Origin of the sequence: Anaeromyxobacter sp. (assembly GCA_016718565.1) — a bacterium.
Lineage (GTDB): Bacteria > Myxococcota > Myxococcia > Myxococcales > Anaeromyxobacteraceae > JADKCZ01.
The window spans coordinates 266190-281843 of the sequence record JADKCZ010000003.1 but is presented as its reverse complement, the minus strand read 5'-3'; the positions used below and the strand labels follow the sequence as shown (position 1 = coordinate 281843).

The following is a 15654-nucleotide window of genomic DNA, read 5'->3' as shown; positions in this document are numbered from 1 at the left end:
CACCGGGCGGCGCCGTCCGGCCTCCCCGCGCCGGCCGCCTTGCGCTATGAAGGACCGGTCCCGCTCCCCACCCTCCCGGAGGCCAGAGAGATGCCCACCCTGCCGCTGCGCCGCGCCCTCTCCACCCTGCTCCGCTCCACGCTGGCCGCCGCCCTGCTGCTCGGCGGCGCCGCCGGCGCGGCGGAGGAGAAGAAGGTCCTCAACGTCTACAACTGGGCCGACTACATCGGCGAGGACACGCTGGCGGGCTTCGAGAAGGAGACCGGCATCAAGGTCCGCTACGACAACTTCGACAGCAACGAGATCCTCCACGCCAAGCTGGTGGCCGGGAAGTCGGGCTACGACGTGGTGGTGCCGTCGTCCTACTGGGCCAAGGCCCAGGCGGCGGCCGGGCTGCTCAAGCCGCTCGACAAGTCGCTCCTGCCCAACCTGAAGAACCTCGACCCGGACCTGCAGGAGGCCCTGGCCAAGCTCGACACCGGCAACCAGTACGTGGTGCCCTGGCTGTGGGGCTACACCACCATCGGCATCAACGTGGGCAAGGTGAAGCAGGCGCTGGGCGACCTGCCCATGCCGGCCAACGCCTGGGACCTGCTCTTCAAGCCGGAGTACGTCTCCAGGCTGAAGCGCTGCGGCGTCAGCGTGGTGGACGCGCCCACCGAGGTCATCCCGCCGGCCATGCACTACCTGGGCAAGCCGGCCTACAGCCGCAACCTGGCCGACTACGCCGGCGTGCCGGCGCTGCTGGCCAGCATCCGCCCGCACATCACCCTGTTCAGCTCGGCCGGCTACATCGACGACCTGGCCAACGGCTCGCTCTGCCTGGTGATGGGCTACTCCGGCGACATCAACATCGCCAAGCGGCGCGCCATCGAGGGGAAGACCGGCCAGGAGATCCAGGCCCTCATCCCCAGCACCGGCGGCATCATCTTCGTGGACGCCATGGCCATCCCGGCCGACGCGCCGCACCCCAGGAACGCCCACCGCTTCATCGACTACATCCTGCGCCCCGAGGTGCACGCCGGGCTGACCAACAAGGTCTTCTACGCCAACCCCAACAGGGCCTCGCTGCCCTTCGTGACCCCCGAGGTGGCCGCCGACAAGACGGTCTTCCCCTCGCCGGAGGACATGAAGCGCATGGCCATGCCGGACGTGCTGGGCAACGACATCCGCCGCCACATGACCCGGCTCTACACCAAGTTCAAGACCGGCCGCTGATCCGGACGCCGCGCCCCCCGCGCCGCCCATGAGCGCCCAGCCGCCGCCCTACCTGCAGCTGCGGGACCTGGTGAAGGACTTCGGCACCGGCTCGCTGGCGGTCGACCACGTCTCCCTGGACATCACCAAGGGCGAGATCTTCGCCCTGCTGGGCCCGTCCGGCTGCGGCAAGACCACGCTCTTGCGCATGCTGGCGGGCTTCGAGACGCCCACCGCCGGCGAGATCCTGCTCGACGGGCAGCCGCTCTCGGCGCTGCCGCCCTACCTGCGCCCCATCAACATGATGTTCCAGTCCTACGCGCTCTTCCCACACCTGACGGTCTGGGAGAACGTGGCCTTCGGCCTGAAGCGCGAGGGGCTGCCGCGCGACGAGGTGGCGGCGCGGGTGGAGGCGCTGCTCAAGCTGGTGCAGCTGCCGGGCTACGCCACGCGCAAGCCGCACCAGCTCTCGGGCGGGCAGCAGCAGCGGGTGGCGCTGGCGCGCAGCCTGGCCAAGCGGCCCCAGCTCCTGCTGCTCGACGAGCCCCTGGGCGCCCTCGACAAGAAGCTGCGCGAGGAGACCCAGGTCGAGCTGGTCAACATCATCACCGAGGTGGGGGTGACCTGCGTCCTGGTCACCCACGACCAGGAGGAGGCCATGAACATGGCCTCCCGCATGGCGGTCATGAACGAGGGGTGCGTGCTGCAGGTGGGCCGCCCGGGCGAGGTCTACGAGACGCCGGGCACCCGCTTCGTGGCCGACTTCATCGGCAACGTGAACCTGATGGACGGCACGGTGGTGGAGGACGAGCCGGACTTCGTGGAGATCCAGTGCGCCGACTGCCGCCACCACGTGGGCCACGGCATCACCGGCACCGTGGGCATGGCGGTGACGGTGGCGGTGCGCCCCGAGAAGATCCGGCTGAGCCACGAGCGGCCGCTGGGCCGGCACAACCAGGTGCAGGGCACCATCCGCGACAAGTCCTACTTCGGCGACTACTCGGTCTACCACCTGGTGCTGAGGAGCGGCGCCACCCTCAAGGTGAGCGAGACCAACCTGGACCGCTTCCGCGAGGACGCCCCCGAGGAGGGCCAGGAGGCCTGGGCCTCCTGGGCCGACACCGCCCAGGTCGTGCTGGTCCAGTGACCCCGTGAGCCGCCCGGCCCCCTCGCTGCTCGACCGCCTCATCGGCCACCCGCTGGTGCGCCGCTACGGCCGGACCACGCTCATCGGCATCCCCACCGCCTGGCTGCTGGTCTTCTTCCTGCTGCCGTTCCTGATCATCCTCAAGCTGAGCGTCTCGCAGATGGAGGAGGTGACCTTCAAGGACCTGGTCACCTTCCAGGACGGGCTGCTCACCGTCGCGGTGAACCTCGGCAACTACCTGGCCATCTTCCGGGACGACCTCTACGTCCTGACCTACCTCACCAGCCTCAAGTACGCCGCCGCCACCACCCTGTGGTGCCTGGCCATCGGCTACCCCTTCGCCTACTTCATGGCGCGGGCCCGGCCGCGGGCGCAGCCGGCGCTGCTCATGCTGGTGATGCTGCCCTTCTGGACCTCCTTCCTGCTGCGCGTCTACGCCTGGAAGGGGCTCCTCATGGAGGGCGGCTGGGTGGCGCGCGTGCTGGTGGCGGCCGGGCTGGACGGGCCGCTGGCCTGGCTCGGGCTGATCGCGGCGCCCGGCCAGTTCATGAACACGCCCTTCTCGCTGGTGCTGGGCATGGTCTACACCTACCTGCCCTTCATGGTGCTGCCGCTCTACGGCACGCTGGCCAAGCTCGACCTGCGCCTGCTGGAGGCCGCCTCGGACCTGGGCGCCACGCCCTGGGTGGCCTTCTGGAGGGTGACGGTGCCGCTCTCCAAGGCCGGCATCATCGCCGGCGCCATGCTGGTGTTCATCCCCTGCATCGGCGAGTTCGTCATCCCCGAGCTGCTGGGCGGCCCGAGCACGCTCATGATCGGGCGCGTCCTGTGGGACGAGTTCTTCAGCAACAACGACTGGCCCATGGCGGCCAGCGTGGCGGCGCTGGTCATCCTGCTGGTGATCGTGCCGCTGGCGCTCTTCAACAAGTACCAGGCCGAGGCCCGCGAGGTGCGGCGGTGAGGCGGCCGCCGCTCCTGGGCGCGGGCGTCCTGCGCGGCTTCGGCCGGGGCTGGCTGGCGGCCGGCTTCCTCTTCCTCTACCTGCCCTTGGCCGCGCTGGTGGTCTACTCCTTCAACGACTCCCGCCTGACCTCGGTGTGGGGCGGCGCCTCGCTGCGCTGGTACCGGCAGCTGGCGGGGGACGAGGAGCTGCTGGGGGCCTTCTGGCTCTCGGTGGAGATCGCCGCCTACACCGCCTGCGCCTCGGTGCTGCTGGGCACCCTGGCCGCGGTGGCGCTGGTGCGCTACCGGCGCTTCACCGGCCGCACCCTGCTCTCGGGCATGGTGACGGCGCCGCTGGTGATGCCCGAGGTGATCCTGGGGCTGTCGCTCCTGCTCATGCTGGTGTCGGTGCAGCGCTGGCTCGGGTTCCCGGAGCGTGGCCTGCTCACCATCTGGCTGGGCCACGTCCTGCTGGGGCTGGCCTACGCCACGGTGGTGATCCAGGCGCGCCTGCAGGGCATGAACCCGGCGCTGGAGGAGGCCGCCGCCGACCTGGGGGCGCGGCCCATCCAGGTCTTCCTGCTGGTGACCCTGCCGCTCATGGCCCAGGCGCTGGTCTCGGCCTGGCTGCTCACCTTCACGCTCTCGCTCGACGACGTGGTGCTCTCGGCCTTCCTCTCGGGGCCGGGCGCCACCACCCTGCCGCTGGTGATCTTCTCGCGCGCCCGCCTGGGCCAGCGCCCCGACATCAACGCCGCCGCCACCATCATCATCCTGCTGGTCACGGTGGGGGTGACGGTGGCCAGCGTGCTCATGGCCCGCGCCGAGCGGCGGCGCACCGCCGAGCTGCTGGCGGCGCAGCGCCGGCCGGGCTGAGCGGCCGCCTCCCCCCTCCGCGAAATGCCCGGCCCGTCCTGGCGTAAGATGGGGGCGTGCTGGCCATCGAGGCGGAGGGGCTCACCAAGCGGTACCCGGGGCGCTTCGGCCGCCCCGGGCCGCTGGCGCTGGGCGGGGTGGACCTGCAGGTGCCGGCCGGCGCGGCCTTCGGCCTCATCGGCCCCAACGGGGCCGGCAAGACCACCTTCGTGAAGGCGCTGCTGGGGGTGGTCCACCCCAGCGCCGGGCGCATCCGGCTCTTGGGCGGCGACCCGCAGGACCCGCGGGTGCGCGCCCGGGTGGGCTACCTGCCGGAGCGGCTGGAGCTGGCGCGGGCCTGGACGCCGCTGGAGGTGCTCGGCTCGGTGGCCCGCTTCAAGCGGCTCGGCCTGGGGCGGGCGCAGCTGCTCGGCCACCTGGAGGCGGTGGGCATCGCCGCCGAGGCCACCCGGGCGGTGGGCGGCTTCTCCAAGGGGATGCGCCAGCGGGTCGGGCTGGCCACCGCCCTGCTGGGCGACCCGGAGCTGCTGGTGCTCGACGAGCCCACCGACGGGCTCGACCCCATGGGCCGGGTGGAGGTGCGCGGGCTGCTGGCGCGCGCCCTGGCCCGCGGCGCCACGCTGCTCCTCAACTCGCACCTGCTGGCCGAGACCGAGCGGGTGTGCGGGCGCTTCGGCGTGCTGGTGGCCGGGCGGCTGGTGCGCCAGGGGCCGCTGGAGGCGCTGGCCGCCTCCGGCGCGGCCTGGCGCGTCCGCTTCTCCGCCGGGGCGCCGCCGGCGGCGCTGGCGGGCGCCGGCTTCCTCCCGGGGGAGGGGGCCGCGCTGCGGTTCCTGGGCGACGTGGCCGCCCTGAACGCCGCCCTCGACGCCGCCCGCGCCGCCGGCGCCCTGCTGGTGGAGGTGGCCGCCGAGGGCCAGGACCTGGAGGCGGCGCTGGCGGCCGCCGTGTCGGGGCGCCCGTGAACGCCCTGCTGGTGGCCCTGGACCTGCTGCGCGAGGCGCGCTCGCGCCGCTGGGTGCTGGCGCTGGCGCTCGGCACCACCGGGCTGCTCCTGCTGGTGGCCTTCGGGCTGGAGCTGGAGGTGGTGGACGGCGCCCTGGCCGCCTCGCGCTTCCTGGGCAGCCGCGCCGGGCGCGACATCCGCCCGGCCGACGTGGCGCTCCGGCCGCTCTTCACCGGGGTGGCCTACGCGGTCTTCTACGGCGGCGCCGTGGTCGGCGTGCTGGCCTGCGCCGACTTCGCGCCGGCGGCGCTGGCGCCCGGGCGCATCGAGCAGCTGCTGGCGCTGCCGCTGCGGCGCGCCGAGCTGCTGCTCGGCACCTACCTCGGGGTGCTGCTGCTCCTGGCCGGGGGGGCGCTCTACGGCGGCGTCGGGCTCTCGCTCATCATCCTCTTCAAGACCGGCCTCTTCGGGTGGGCGCCGGCCGCGGCGGCCCTGCTCGGGGTGGCGGGCTTCGCGGCGGTCTACGCCGTCATGCTGCTGGCGGCGGTGCTGGTCCGCTCGGCGGCCCTCTCCGGCGCGGCCGGCGGCGCGGCCCTGGCGGCCTTCGTGGTGGCCGGCCAGCGGGCCGAGCTGGCGCCGCTCTTCTCGGCGGGGTGGGGCCGCAGCCTGTTCCTGGCCCTCACCGCGCCGCTGCCGCGGCTGACCGGCCTGGCCGAGCACGCCGGGCGGCTGGCCGAGGGGCGGCCGGCGGCGCCGTGGCTCCTGGCCGCCCAGCTCGGCGGCGCGGCCCTCTTCTCGGCCGCGGTGCTGCTGGTGGCCCTGACCCTCTTCGACCGGAAGGACTTCTGATGCGCCGCCGCACCTGGCTCGCGCTGGCGGCGCTGCTGCTGGCCGCCGCCGCCGGCCTGCTGGCCCTGGTGGAGGAGCCCCCCGAGCGGCCGCTGGCGCCGGTGGCCTTCCCCCGGAGGCTGCGGGAGGCGGAGCGGCGCCGGGTCACCGAGCGGCGCACCCTGCCGCCGGCGGCGGCCCCCGCCACGGCCGCTCCCGGCGCCGAGCCGTCTCCACCTGCGCCGCGCCGCGACCCGTTCCTGACCGCGCTGCCGGCCGCGCCGGGGGAGCCGGTGGTGATCTTCGAGGCCAACGCCCTGCGCCACTCCCGGCTCGGCGAGCTCTTCATCCGCTGCGCCCTGGCCAAGGACCCGGACTTCTTCGCCGGGCTCTCGCGCGAGACCGGCCTGGACGTCCTCAAGGACGTGGACCGGGTGGGCTTCGCCGGCGACGCGGTGGTGATCTCGGGCACCTTCGACGCGGCGCACTGGGAGCGGCTGGAGCAGCAGGCCGAGGCCACGCCCTACGGCGACGAGGGGCGGCTCTACCGCGACCGCGGCAAGGCCGGCGCGCCGGTGCTGGCCCGCTGGCGCGACCAGGTGGTGGTCTTCTCTCCGGACGAGGCCGCGGCGCGCCTGGCGGTGGACCAGCTGGAGGGCCGGGCCGAGGCCCCGCCGCCGCTCGACGGGGACCTGGCCTACGGCGAGGTGTACGGGGTCATCCCCGGCGCGGCGGTGCAGCGGCTCTTCTCGAGCCGGGACGCCGAGCTGGGCGCCCGGCTGGCCGCCGCGGCCAGCCGGGTGGAGCTGCACGTGGACGCCATGCAGGACGTGGCGGCGGTGGTGCGGGTCAACGGCGAGGACGGGGCGGCCCTCTCCGACCTGGCCCGTTCGCTGGGCGGGGCCATCGCGGCCGGGCGGCTGCAGGCCCAGGCCACCGGCGACGCCCGGCTGGCCGACCTGCTCGACGCGGCGCGGGTGGTGGACGAGGACGGGCGCTTCTCGCTGGAGCTGGCCCTGCCGGCCGACTCGCTGGAGCGCTGGTTCGAGGGCTGCGCCGGGGCGTCCGCGCCCGCGCCGCCGCCCTGAGCCGCGGGCCCTCCCGGCCGGCCTACATCCCGGCGAAGAGCATCCCCTTGTCGAGGATCACCAGGCCGAAGGCCACCAGCAGCAGGCCGGAGGCCCAGCGCACCACCAGCGGCCGGCCGGAGATGGCGCGGATGCGGCGGCGCAGCGCCTGCGAGCCGTAGCCCACCAGCAGCATGGGCACCGCGAAGCCGGCCGAGTAGACCAGCAGCAGCAGCACCCCGGCCGAGAGGGTCCCCTCGGCGGCCACCGTGGCCAGCACCGACGAGAGCATGGGGCCGACGCAGGGGATCCAGACCAGCCCCAGGCTCAGCCCCATGACCAGGCCGGACCAGCGCCCCCCCACCGACGGCTGGAGGCGCTGCAGCCAGCCCAGCCGCTTGAAGAGGTTGACGTCGGCCAGCAGGAGCAGCCCGAAGACCAGCACCAGCACCCCCACCACCTTCTCGAGCGCCGGCAGGGCGGGGCCGATGACGGCGCCGAAGAGGCTGGTGAGGACCCCCATGGCCACGAAGCTCAGCGCGATGCCCACCACCACCAGGGCGGGCCGCGAGCGGTGCTCCTCGGCGGTGCCGGTGACGATGAGCGGCACCACCGGCAGCACGCACGGGCTGGCCACGCTGGCCAGCCCGGCGCCGAAGGTGAGCGCCAGGGTCGAGAGGCCGAGCTCCATGGCGGGTCAGGGGGCCAGGAGCGACATGACCTGCGGCGGCGACTGGATGCCGGGCGTGGCGCGGCGCAGCTCGCGACCGGAGGCGTCGGTCACCACCAGCAGCGGCAGCGACCGGACGCCGTACTGCTGGAAGCGCTGCAGGTCGTTGCCGTCGGTGGTGCGGTAGTAGACCACCTCGGCGCGCCCCTGGAGCGAGCTGGCCATGCCCTGGAGGATCTGGTCCTGCATCTGGCAGGGGGGGCCGTTGGGGTTCATGAAGAAGATCAGCCGCGGCAGCTGGCCGGTGGCGGCGTGGCTGGCGCCGGCGGCGGGCAGGGCCGGGGCGGTCGCCGCGCCCGAGGCGTCGCTGCGGGCGCAGGCGGCGCCCGAGAGGGCGAGGAGGAGGGCGAGGGCGGACACGGGGGCGGACATGGCGGCTCCGGGGTGAGGGGCGACCCGTGGGAGCCTGGGGCGCCGCGGAGGGTTCGGGGAGCGGGTGGAGGGTTCAGGACCGGGCCAGACCGTGGTAATGACTCGCCGAAGGCCTTCCTGGCGAAACGGAGCATCCTCATCTTGAACGGCATGGAACGCAGTGGAAAGCGGCAGGCCCGCGGGGCCCGGCGCCAGCGGCGCGGACCCCGGGGCGCGGCCCAGCAGCGGCCGGCGCCCATCCCCGTCACCGAGGCGGGCGTCCCGGCGGCGGTGCCCGACGCGCCGGTGGCCTCGCCCGCGGTCTTCACCACCGAGGCCACCCGCGCCCTCTACCCGTGGGTGCCGGCGCGCGTCATCGCCGGCAGCGTCTGGCGGGGGCCGGGGCACCTCAAGGTGAAGGTGGACGCCAACGGCGAGGCCACCGTCTGGCCGCCGCCGCGGCCCTGAGCGGGCGGTCGGCCCGGCGCCCGGGCGGGGCTCCCGCCCCGGGCTAGCCCCCTGCGCCTGGGCGGCGGCGCAGCTCGCGGTGGATGGCGCGCGCCAGCTCCTCCGGCGCCCAGGGCTTCGGCAGGAAGCCGACCCCGGTGGGCAGGCCGGCCGCCAGGTCGGGGCCGTGGCCCGACATGACGAGCGCCGGCAGCCCCGGGTCCTCGGCGCGCAGCCGGCGCACCAGCTCCAGGCCGCTGGTCCCGCCCGGCATGACCAGGTCGGTGAGCAGCAGGTGGAAGGCGCCCGGCTCGGCCCGCCAGGCCTGCTCCGCCGCGGCGCCGTCGGCCGCCTCCGTCACCTGGTAGCCGAGGCGGCCGAGCCAGGAGCAGAGCGAGCGTCGCACCGCGGGCTCGTCCTCGGCCAGCAGCACCCGCTGCCCGGCGCCGCGGGGGAGCGCCGCCGCCTGGGGGACCGGCGTCATGGCCTGGACCAGGGGGGCCTCGGCGGCCGGGTAGTGGACCAGGAAGGTGGCGCCGGCCCCGGGCCGGCTCACCACCTCGATCCAGCCGCCGTGCTGCTTGACGATGCCGTAGGCGGTGGCCAGCCCGAGCCCGCTGCCCTGGCCGTGCGGCTTGGTGGTGAAGAAGGGCTCGAAGATGCGGCGCTGGGTGGCCTGGTCCATGCCGTGGCCGGAGTCGCTGACGGCCAGCTGCACGAAGCGGCCGACCCGGGCCTCGGGGTGGAGGGCCGCGGCCGCCTCGCCGAGCGCCACCAGGTCGGCGGCCACCACCAGGCGACCCCCGTCCGGCATGGCGTCGCGGGCGTTGACCGCCAGGTTCATGAGCACCTGCTCCAGCATGCCCACGTCGGCGTCCAGCCAGAGCGGCTCGCCGCCCAGCCGCAGCTCGAGCACCACGTCCTCGCGCAGCACCCGGCGCACCATCTTGAGGAAGGAGCGCAGCACCTCGGCCAGGTCGGCGCGCCGCGGCTGCAGCACCTGGCGGCGGCTGAAGGCCAGCAGCTGGCGGGTCAGCCCGGCGGCCGCGCGCGCCGCCTCGCGGATCTCGCCGACCACCTCGCGCGCCTCCTCGGGCAGGCCGGCCATCTCCTCCAGCGTCGCCAGCCCGGCCACCTGGACGGTGAGGAGGTTGTTGAAGTCGTGGGCCACCCCCCCGGCCACCTGGCCCACGGCCTCCAGCTTCTGGGCCTGGCGGAGCTGCGCCTCCATGTCGGCGTGGGCCGCCTCCAGGCGGCGCCGCTCGGTGACGTCCTGCATGCAGAAGAGGACGCAGGCCTCGCCGCCCAGGGTCACGGCGCGGGCCGAGTAGACCCCCTCCCGCAGGGCGCCGCTGCGCCGGCGGAAGGTGAACGGCTGGTACAGCACCTCGCCCCCGGCGGCCAGCCGCTCCACCATGTGGGTCCGCTCCGCCGGGTCGGCCCACAGGGCCAGGGCCAGGGTGGAGCGGCCCACCGCGTCCTGGCGCGGCCAGCCGGTGGCCAGCTCGAAGCCGGGGTTGGCGTCCAGCAGCAGGCCGTCGCCGGCGCGGGTCACCACCAGGGTGTCGGGGATGGTCAGGAAGACCTTGGAGAACTTCTCCTCGGACTGGCGCAGCCGCTCCTCGGCCAGCTGGCGCGAGCTGCTGTCGTCCGGCTGGCCCGCGCTGGACTCCTGCTCCGGCATGCCGCTCCTGGCGCCTGGCGCCTTGGGGTGGCGCTGCAGGCACGGGGACGGAGGGTACCAAGCGCCGGGCGCCGGCGTCGATCCAATCCCGGTCCGGCCGGTCGAAGCGGACGCTTGCAGAAGAGCGGGGGGTGGGCTATCCGCCCATGCGGGGGGGAGCTGCCGGCGGCGCCGGGCCCCCCCGGCGAGAGGAGCCCATGGGACGCATCTTCGAGACGCGCAAGGCCACGATGTTCGCCCGCTGGAACAAGATGGCGAAGGTCTTCACGCGCATCAGCAAGGACATCGTCATCGCGGTGAAGGCCGGCGGCCCCAGCCCGGACACCAACGCGGCCCTGCGCCGCGCCCTGCAGAACGCCCGCGGCGCCAACATGCCGAAGGACAAGGTGGAGGGCGCCATCAAGCGCGCCTCGGGCCAGGACCAGCAGGCCTACGAGGTGGTGCTCTACGAGGGCTACGCGCCCCACGGCGTGGCGGTGGTGGTGGAGACGGCCACCGACAACGTGGTCCGCACGGTGGCCAACGTGCGGGTGGGGTTCAAGAACCACGGCGGCAACATGGGGACCACCGGCAGCGTGGCCTTCCAGTTCCAGAAGATGGGCGCCTTCCGGCTGGCGCCGGAGGGGCTCGACCCAGACGCCCTCGAGCTCGACCTCATCGACCACGGGCTGGAGGAGCTGGGCGAGGGGACCGGCGAGAAGGGCGAGAAGCAGCTGGTCATCCGCTGCGCCTTCGCCAGCTTCGGGGCCATGCAGGCGGCGCTGGAGGAGCGCAAGCTGCCGGTCATCTCCGCCGAGCTGGAGTACGTGCCGCAGAACCCGGTGACCCTCCCGGAGGAGCAGGCCAAGGAGGTGCTGGAGCTGGTGGACGCGCTGGAGCAGGACGACGACGTCCAGCGGGTCTTCCACAACCTGGCCTGAGCGGCCGGCCCGGCCGGCCTCCGCCCCTGGGCCCGGATCGGTGGGGGGCCAGGGCCGCGGCGGCGGCGCTCAGCGCCGCGGGCGCCGCCCGGTGACGTAGGCCAGGAAGCCCGGCTGGTTGTCGGCGGCGCGGCGCGGCTCCCAGGCCGGGTCCGACTCCTGGGGCGTGGGGTCCCAGAGCACCTCGACCCCCTCGAACCCGGCCTCCGCCATGAGCTCGGTCAGCTCGGGCAGCGTCCAGAGCCGCCAGTCGTAGGTGAAGGCGCGCCGCAGCCGCTGGCCGCCGGGCAGCTGGAAGTGGATGGCGCAGCGGAGGCGGTGGGTGATGGGGTCGAAGGCCTCCTGCTGCCAGACGTAGGTGACCCCGCCGGCGATGCGGCGCCGCTCGGTGAGCGGCTTCTGGGCCAGCCAGCCGCCGAAGGCGTCGAGCACCATCACCCCGCCGGGCGCCAGGGCGCGGCGCGCCGAGGCCAGGTAGCCGCGCAGCGCCTCCCGGGTGGTGAAGACCTGGTAGCTGAAGTTGAGGGCCAGCACGGCGTCGAACGGGCCGCGCGGCCCCCGGCGCACGTCGGCCTGGACCAGGCGGAGGCGTCCGGCCCTGGGCCCCAGGGCGGGCAGCCGGTGGGTCCTGGCCCAGGCCAGCACCTCCGGGTCGAGGTCCACCGCGGTGGCGGTGCGGCGCGGGCCGCGCCCGATCCAGCTGGAGGCCAGCAGCGCCGTGCCGCAGAAGTCCTCGCGCAGCGACTGGGCCGGCCGCCCGGCCCGCCGCGCCACCCACTCCAGCAGCTCGAGCTCGCTGTCGGCGTGCTGCACCGCGCGCGCGTAGAGCACGTGGCGGTCCACCCCCGGCGCGGCGGCGCGGCCGGGCCGCGGCGGGCGCGGGCGCGGGCGCGCCGGACCGGCGGCAGCGGCGGCGCCGCGCCGGGCGGGGGCGCGGGTGGGGCTCGGCGGCGGGCGGGTCCTGGAGGTGGCCATGGGGGCCGCTCTCTTGCCACGCCGGTCCGCCCGGGTAAAGCCCGCGCCCGAGGGGCCGCGGCGCCGGGCGGCCCCGGCCCGACGCTACGGCGACAGCTGCTTCAGGATGGCCGGGTCGTGCTCGCCGTCGGCCAGCAGGGTGTGGCACAGGCCGCAGTCCTGCGAGAGGACCTTGCCCTCGGCGGTGGCGTGCTCCTCGTCGTGGCAGCGGAAGCAGCCGGGGGTGGCGACGTGGCCGAGCTGCGAGGGGTAGGTGCCCCAGGTGATCTTCATCTGCGGCCAGACGTTGCGGGCCCAGGCCTCGGCCAGCTCGGCGGCCGCGGCCGTCACGGCCGGCCCGCGCTGCGCCAGCACCTCGGGCCGCTCCCGGGCGTAGAAGGCGGCCAGGGCCGCCTCGATGCCCTGCCGCGCCTCGGCCGGCGATCCGTAGGGCGCGGTCATGGCCTTCAGCCCCTCCCGCCGCAGGAAGGGGAGGGTGCGGTCGACGCGGCCGGACTCCAGCGCCTGGTCGAGCTCCCACTCGGCGCCCCGGAACTGGTGGGTGGGCCGGTTGTGGCAGTCGATGCAGTCCATGGTGCGCCACTCGCCGTCCGGGCTGGCCGGCGGGGTCCCGGCCTTGGGCAGGTAGGTGAGGCGGGTCCCGTCGGCGTGGGTCACCTCGACGGCCCCCATGACCTCGCGCCGGGCGTCGGCCTGGTAGCGGACCACCACGCCCGGGCTGACGTGGTGGTGGATGCCCTGGCCGCCGCCGGCCCCTAGCCCGCCCACCCGCAGCACCAGCACCGTCTTCGTGGGCGTGCTGGCCTCGTCCTCGTCGTGGTGGGTCAGCACCTTGAGCCGGTCGCCCACGAACTTGGTGGGCCAGTGGCACTGCTCGCAGGTGTCGCGCGCCGGGCGGAGGTTCTCCACGGGGGTGGGGATGGGCGTGGGGTAGAGGTGCAGCATGACCGAGATCATCTGCCAGGAGCCGGAGAGCTTGGACTTCACGAACCAGGAGGCGCCCGGCCCGATGTGGCACTCGACGCAGCGCACCCGCTGGTGCGGCGAGCGGGAGTAGGCGGAGAACTCCGGGTCCATCACGGTGTGGCAGGAGCCGCAGAAGGCCGGCGACTCCATGGCGTGCACGCCGCGGTAGGTGGCCACCGCCACCACGATGACGTTGATGACCGTGAGCCCGGCGATCCAGAGGACCTTGCGGCGCGAGGAGACGTCGTTCAGGTCGAGCACCGGCAGCGGCGGGGACGGGGCGCCGCCGTGGGCGATGCGGCGCCGCTCCAGCCAGGCGCCGGCCGGGATGAGCAGCAGGCCGGCCACGAAGAGGGCGGGCAGGAGCATGAAGGCCAGCAGCCCGAAGTAGGGCCCGCCCTCGAAGCCGGCCAGCGACAGCACCAGCAGGGTCACCAGCAGCAGGCCGGTGACGGTGGCCAGGAACGCGCCGGCCAGGCCGAGCCGGGTGCGGGTCAGGTCGCTGAGCAGCCGCTTCATGGGGTCCCCCTGCTGGCCCTTCGGGCCGGTACCCCGGGGACGGTGCCACGTCCCGGGGCGCGCCGGGGGGAGATTGTGCCGCAGGGGCCGTCCCGGGCGACGAGGGGCGGCCGGGTCGGGCGGGTGGTCGGCGGGTGGCGCCCACCCGGGGTGGCGCCGCCCGGGCTACGGGATGCCTGCCAGCGCCGCGTCGAGGCGGGCCAGCGACTCGGCCCGGCCCAGGATCAGCACCACGTCGTGGATCCCCGGCGACGCGGTGCCGCCGGTGAGGGCCACCCGCACCGGCTGGGCCACCTTGCCGAGGCCCAGGCCGCGCGCGGCGGCCACCTGGTCGAAGAGCGCCTCGAGCTGGGGGGCGTCGGGGGCCTCCAGGCCGGCCAGGCCGTCGCGGATGGCCTGGAGGAGCGGCCTGGTCTCCGGGGTGAGGAACTTCAGCGCCGCCTTGGGGTCGAGCTGGATGGGGGCGTAGAAGGCGCGGGCCTGCGCCACGATCTCGGCGAAGCTCTTGGCCCGCTCGCGCAGCTGGCGCACCACCAGGCGCAGCTTCTGGTCGTCCTGGGCCGGCAGCCCGGCGGTGCGGAAGAAGGGCAGGGCGCCGCGCGCCAGGTCGTCGTCGGAGAGCGCCCGCAGCCACTGGTGGTTCACCCAGAGCATCTTGTCCAGGTTGAACACGCCGGCGGTGGCGCCCACCTGGGCCCAGTCGAAGTACTGGACCAGCTCCTCCATGGTGAAGATCTCCTGGTCCCCGTGCGACCAGCCCAGGCGCACCAGGTAGTTGGCCAGCGCCTGGGGCAGGTAGCCCATGTCCCGGTAGTCGGTGACGCTGGTGGCGCCGTGGCGCTTGGAGAGCCGCTTGCCGTCGGCCCCCAGGATCATGGGCAGGTGGGCGAAGACCGGCAGGCCGGCGCCCAGCCCCTGGTACATGAGGATCTGGCGGGCCGTGTTGTTGACGTGGTCGTCGCCGCGGGCCACCAGGGTGATGCCCATGGTGACGTCATCCACCACCACGCCGAAGTTGTAGAGGGGGACGCCGTCGCTGCGCAGGATGACCTCGTCCTGCAGCGTCTCGTGCGGCGTGGAGATGGGCCCCTTCACCAGGTCGTCCCAGCCGGTGGCGCCGTGGTCGGGCATGCGGAAGCGGATGACGTGGCGCTGCGAGCGGTCGTAGGCCTTGTCGCGGCAGGTGCCGGGGTAGCGGTACTGCACCTTGGCGGCCTCGGCCCGGGCGCGCCCGGCGTCCAGCTCCTCGCGGGTGCAGGTGCAGGCGTAGGCCTTGCCCTCCCCGATGAGCCGCTCGGCGTGGGCCCGGTAGAGCTCGAGCCGCTCGGTCTGGAAGTACGGGCCGCTCCGGCCCGGCCTGCCCGGCCCCTCGTCCCAGTCCAGCCCCAGCCAGCGCATCCCGTCGAAGATGGCCTCCACCGCCTGCTGGGTGGAGCGCTCCTTGTCGGTGTCCTCGATGCGCAGGAGGAAGGTGCCGCCGGTCTTGCGCGCCCAGAGCCAGTTGAAGAGCGCCGTGCGGGCGCCCCCGATGTGCAGGTAGCCGGTGGGGGAGGGGGCGAAGCGGACGCGGGGTGGGGTGGTCATGACCGGCGTGATCTACCACGGGGCGCGGCCCCCGGCGCGGGCCCGGGGCCCGCTCACACCGGGTCGGGCCGGCGAGGTATAAGGGGGGACCGATGGCCCGGAAGAAGACCGTCCTGGTGGTGGACGACTCGCAGGCGGTGATCGACGCGCTCACCGCGGCCTTCGAGGAGGGCGGCTACGCCGTGGCCGCCGCCAGCGACGGCGAGGAGGTCTTCCGCAAGATGGCCTCGGCCGACCCGGACGCCCTGCTGCTCGACATCTACATGCCCAAGCTGAACGGGGCCGACGTGTGCCGGCTCATCAAGGCCCACCCGCACTGGAAGAAGACCTACCTGGTGCTGATGAGCTCGCGCATCGGCGACAAGGAGGTCGAGACCTACCGGCGCATCGGGGCCGACGAGATCCTGAAGAAGCCCTTCGACCCGGCCGCGGCGGTCCAGCTGGTGGCCCGCGCCATCGGCTCCTCCGGCCTCTAGCC

16 protein-coding genes are annotated in these 15654 nt (G+C 74.6%); 10 read left to right on the top strand and 6 right to left on the bottom strand.

The annotated features are described in order from the left end of the window. Positions 1–90: 90 nt before the first annotated feature. Genes IPO09_11375 through IPO09_11345 form a run of 7 tightly spaced genes read left to right on the top strand, consistent with a single transcriptional unit; the run spans position 91 to position 7021 of the window. The gene (locus IPO09_11375; GenBank protein ID MBK9517937.1) at positions 91–1218 is read left to right on the top strand and encodes a polyamine ABC transporter substrate-binding protein; all 1128 of its coding nucleotides are present in this window, start codon (positions 91–93) and stop codon (positions 1216–1218) included. A gap of 28 nt (positions 1219–1246) precedes the next feature. Beyond that, complete coding sequence (gene potA / locus IPO09_11370; protein MBK9517936.1) at positions 1247–2344, top strand: polyamine ABC transporter ATP-binding protein; 1098 nt, start codon at positions 1247–1249, stop codon at positions 2342–2344. A 40-nt stretch (positions 2345–2384) separates the two neighbouring features. Then, positions 2385–3305: an ABC transporter permease subunit gene (locus IPO09_11365; protein ID MBK9517935.1), complete on the top strand. Its 921-nt coding sequence runs from the start codon at positions 2385–2387 to the stop codon at positions 3303–3305. A 14-nt stretch (positions 3306–3319) separates the two neighbouring features. Further along, the gene (locus IPO09_11360) at positions 3320–4162 is read left to right on the top strand and encodes an ABC transporter permease subunit (protein MBK9517934.1); all 843 of its coding nucleotides are present in this window, start codon (positions 3320–3322) and stop codon (positions 4160–4162) included. A gap of 56 nt (positions 4163–4218) precedes the next feature. Continuing rightward, positions 4219–5124, top strand: a complete 906-nt coding sequence (locus IPO09_11355; GenBank protein ID MBK9517933.1) for an ABC transporter ATP-binding protein — start codon at positions 4219–4221, stop codon at positions 5122–5124. An 11-nt stretch (positions 5125–5135) separates the two neighbouring features. Next, positions 5136–5954 carry a hypothetical protein gene (locus IPO09_11350; GenBank protein ID MBK9517932.1) on the top strand — a complete coding sequence of 273 codons (819 nt, stop codon included), beginning with the start codon at positions 5136–5138 and terminating at the stop codon, positions 5952–5954. Then, positions 5954–7021 (top strand): hypothetical protein, encoded by a 1068-nt coding sequence (locus IPO09_11345; GenBank protein MBK9517931.1) that lies wholly within the window; start codon positions 5954–5956, stop codon positions 7019–7021. The genes IPO09_11350 and IPO09_11345 overlap by 1 nt, the downstream gene beginning before the upstream one ends. Before the next feature lie 22 nt (positions 7022–7043). Here the strand turns inward: IPO09_11345 and IPO09_11340 are convergent, their stop codons facing one another. Both IPO09_11340 and IPO09_11335 read right to left on the bottom strand, forming a co-directional pair. Further along, the gene (locus tag IPO09_11340; protein ID MBK9517930.1) at positions 7044–7691 is read right to left on the bottom strand and encodes a cytochrome c biogenesis protein CcdA; all 648 of its coding nucleotides are present in this window, start codon (positions 7689–7691) and stop codon (positions 7044–7046) included. A gap of 6 nt (positions 7692–7697) precedes the next feature. Next, positions 7698–8090: a hypothetical protein gene (locus IPO09_11335; GenBank protein ID MBK9517929.1), complete on the bottom strand. Its 393-nt coding sequence runs from the start codon at positions 8088–8090 to the stop codon at positions 7698–7700. 162 nt (positions 8091–8252) lie between these two features. On the opposite strand from IPO09_11335, the gene IPO09_11330 reads away from it, so the two are divergent. Then, positions 8253–8549 carry a hypothetical protein gene (locus IPO09_11330; protein MBK9517928.1) on the top strand — a complete coding sequence of 99 codons (297 nt, stop codon included), beginning with the start codon at positions 8253–8255 and terminating at the stop codon, positions 8547–8549. Positions 8550–8592: 43 nt separating this feature from the next. On the opposite strand, the gene IPO09_11325 is transcribed toward IPO09_11330, so the two are convergent. Next, positions 8593–10212, bottom strand: coding sequence for a response regulator (locus tag IPO09_11325; GenBank protein MBK9517927.1), 1620 nt, complete (start codon positions 10210–10212; stop codon positions 8593–8595). 197 nt (positions 10213–10409) lie between these two features. Here IPO09_11325 and IPO09_11320 point away from each other — a divergent pair, with 197 nt between their 5' ends. Continuing rightward, a complete protein-coding gene (locus IPO09_11320; protein ID MBK9517926.1) occupies positions 10410–11132 on the top strand; it encodes a YebC/PmpR family DNA-binding transcriptional regulator in 723 nt (240 codons plus the stop codon). A 69-nt stretch (positions 11133–11201) separates the two neighbouring features. Here IPO09_11320 and IPO09_11315 read toward each other — a convergent pair whose 3' ends face one another. From IPO09_11315 to IPO09_11305, 3 genes are all read right to left on the bottom strand, one after another. Continuing rightward, entirely contained in the window at positions 11202–12107 is a 906-nt protein-coding gene (locus IPO09_11315; protein MBK9517925.1) for a class I SAM-dependent methyltransferase, read from the bottom strand. An 84-nt stretch (positions 12108–12191) separates the two neighbouring features. Then, entirely contained in the window at positions 12192–13592 is a 1401-nt protein-coding gene (locus IPO09_11310) for a NapC/NirT family cytochrome c (GenBank protein ID MBK9517924.1), read from the bottom strand. 165 nt (positions 13593–13757) lie between these two features. Next, a complete protein-coding gene (locus IPO09_11305) occupies positions 13758–15176 on the bottom strand; it encodes a glutamate--tRNA ligase (GenBank protein MBK9517923.1) in 1419 nt (472 codons plus the stop codon). 92 nt (positions 15177–15268) lie between these two features. On the opposite strand from IPO09_11305, the gene IPO09_11300 reads away from it, so the two are divergent. Then, positions 15269–15652 carry a response regulator gene (locus IPO09_11300; GenBank protein MBK9517922.1) on the top strand — a complete coding sequence of 128 codons (384 nt, stop codon included), beginning with the start codon at positions 15269–15271 and terminating at the stop codon, positions 15650–15652. Positions 15653–15654 lie beyond the last annotated feature (2 nt).

Coding starts and splice junctions, on each gene's coding strand:
- IPO09_11340 (MBK9517930.1), bottom strand. CDS start 7,691: ATGGAGCTCGGCCTCTCGACCCTGGCGCTCACCTTCGGCGCCGGGCTG.
- IPO09_11320 (MBK9517926.1), top strand. CDS start 10,410: ATGGGACGCATCTTCGAGACGCGCAAGGCCACGATGTTCGCCCGCTGG.
- IPO09_11325 (MBK9517927.1), bottom strand. CDS start 10,212: ATGCCGGAGCAGGAGTCCAGCGCGGGCCAGCCGGACGACAGCAGCTCG.
- IPO09_11315 (MBK9517925.1), bottom strand. CDS start 12,107: ATGGCCACCTCCAGGACCCGCCCGCCGCCGAGCCCCACCCGCGCCCCC.
- IPO09_11310 (MBK9517924.1), bottom strand. CDS start 13,592: ATGAAGCGGCTGCTCAGCGACCTGACCCGCACCCGGCTCGGCCTGGCC.
- IPO09_11345 (MBK9517931.1), top strand. CDS start 5,954: ATGCGCCGCCGCACCTGGCTCGCGCTGGCGGCGCTGCTGCTGGCCGCC.
- IPO09_11375 (MBK9517937.1), top strand. CDS start 91: ATGCCCACCCTGCCGCTGCGCCGCGCCCTCTCCACCCTGCTCCGCTCC.
- IPO09_11330 (MBK9517928.1), top strand. CDS start 8,253: ATGGAACGCAGTGGAAAGCGGCAGGCCCGCGGGGCCCGGCGCCAGCGG.
- IPO09_11305 (MBK9517923.1), bottom strand. CDS start 15,176: ATGACCACCCCACCCCGCGTCCGCTTCGCCCCCTCCCCCACCGGCTAC.
- IPO09_11300 (MBK9517922.1), top strand. CDS start 15,269: ATGGCCCGGAAGAAGACCGTCCTGGTGGTGGACGACTCGCAGGCGGTG.
- potA (MBK9517936.1), top strand. CDS start 1,247: ATGAGCGCCCAGCCGCCGCCCTACCTGCAGCTGCGGGACCTGGTGAAG.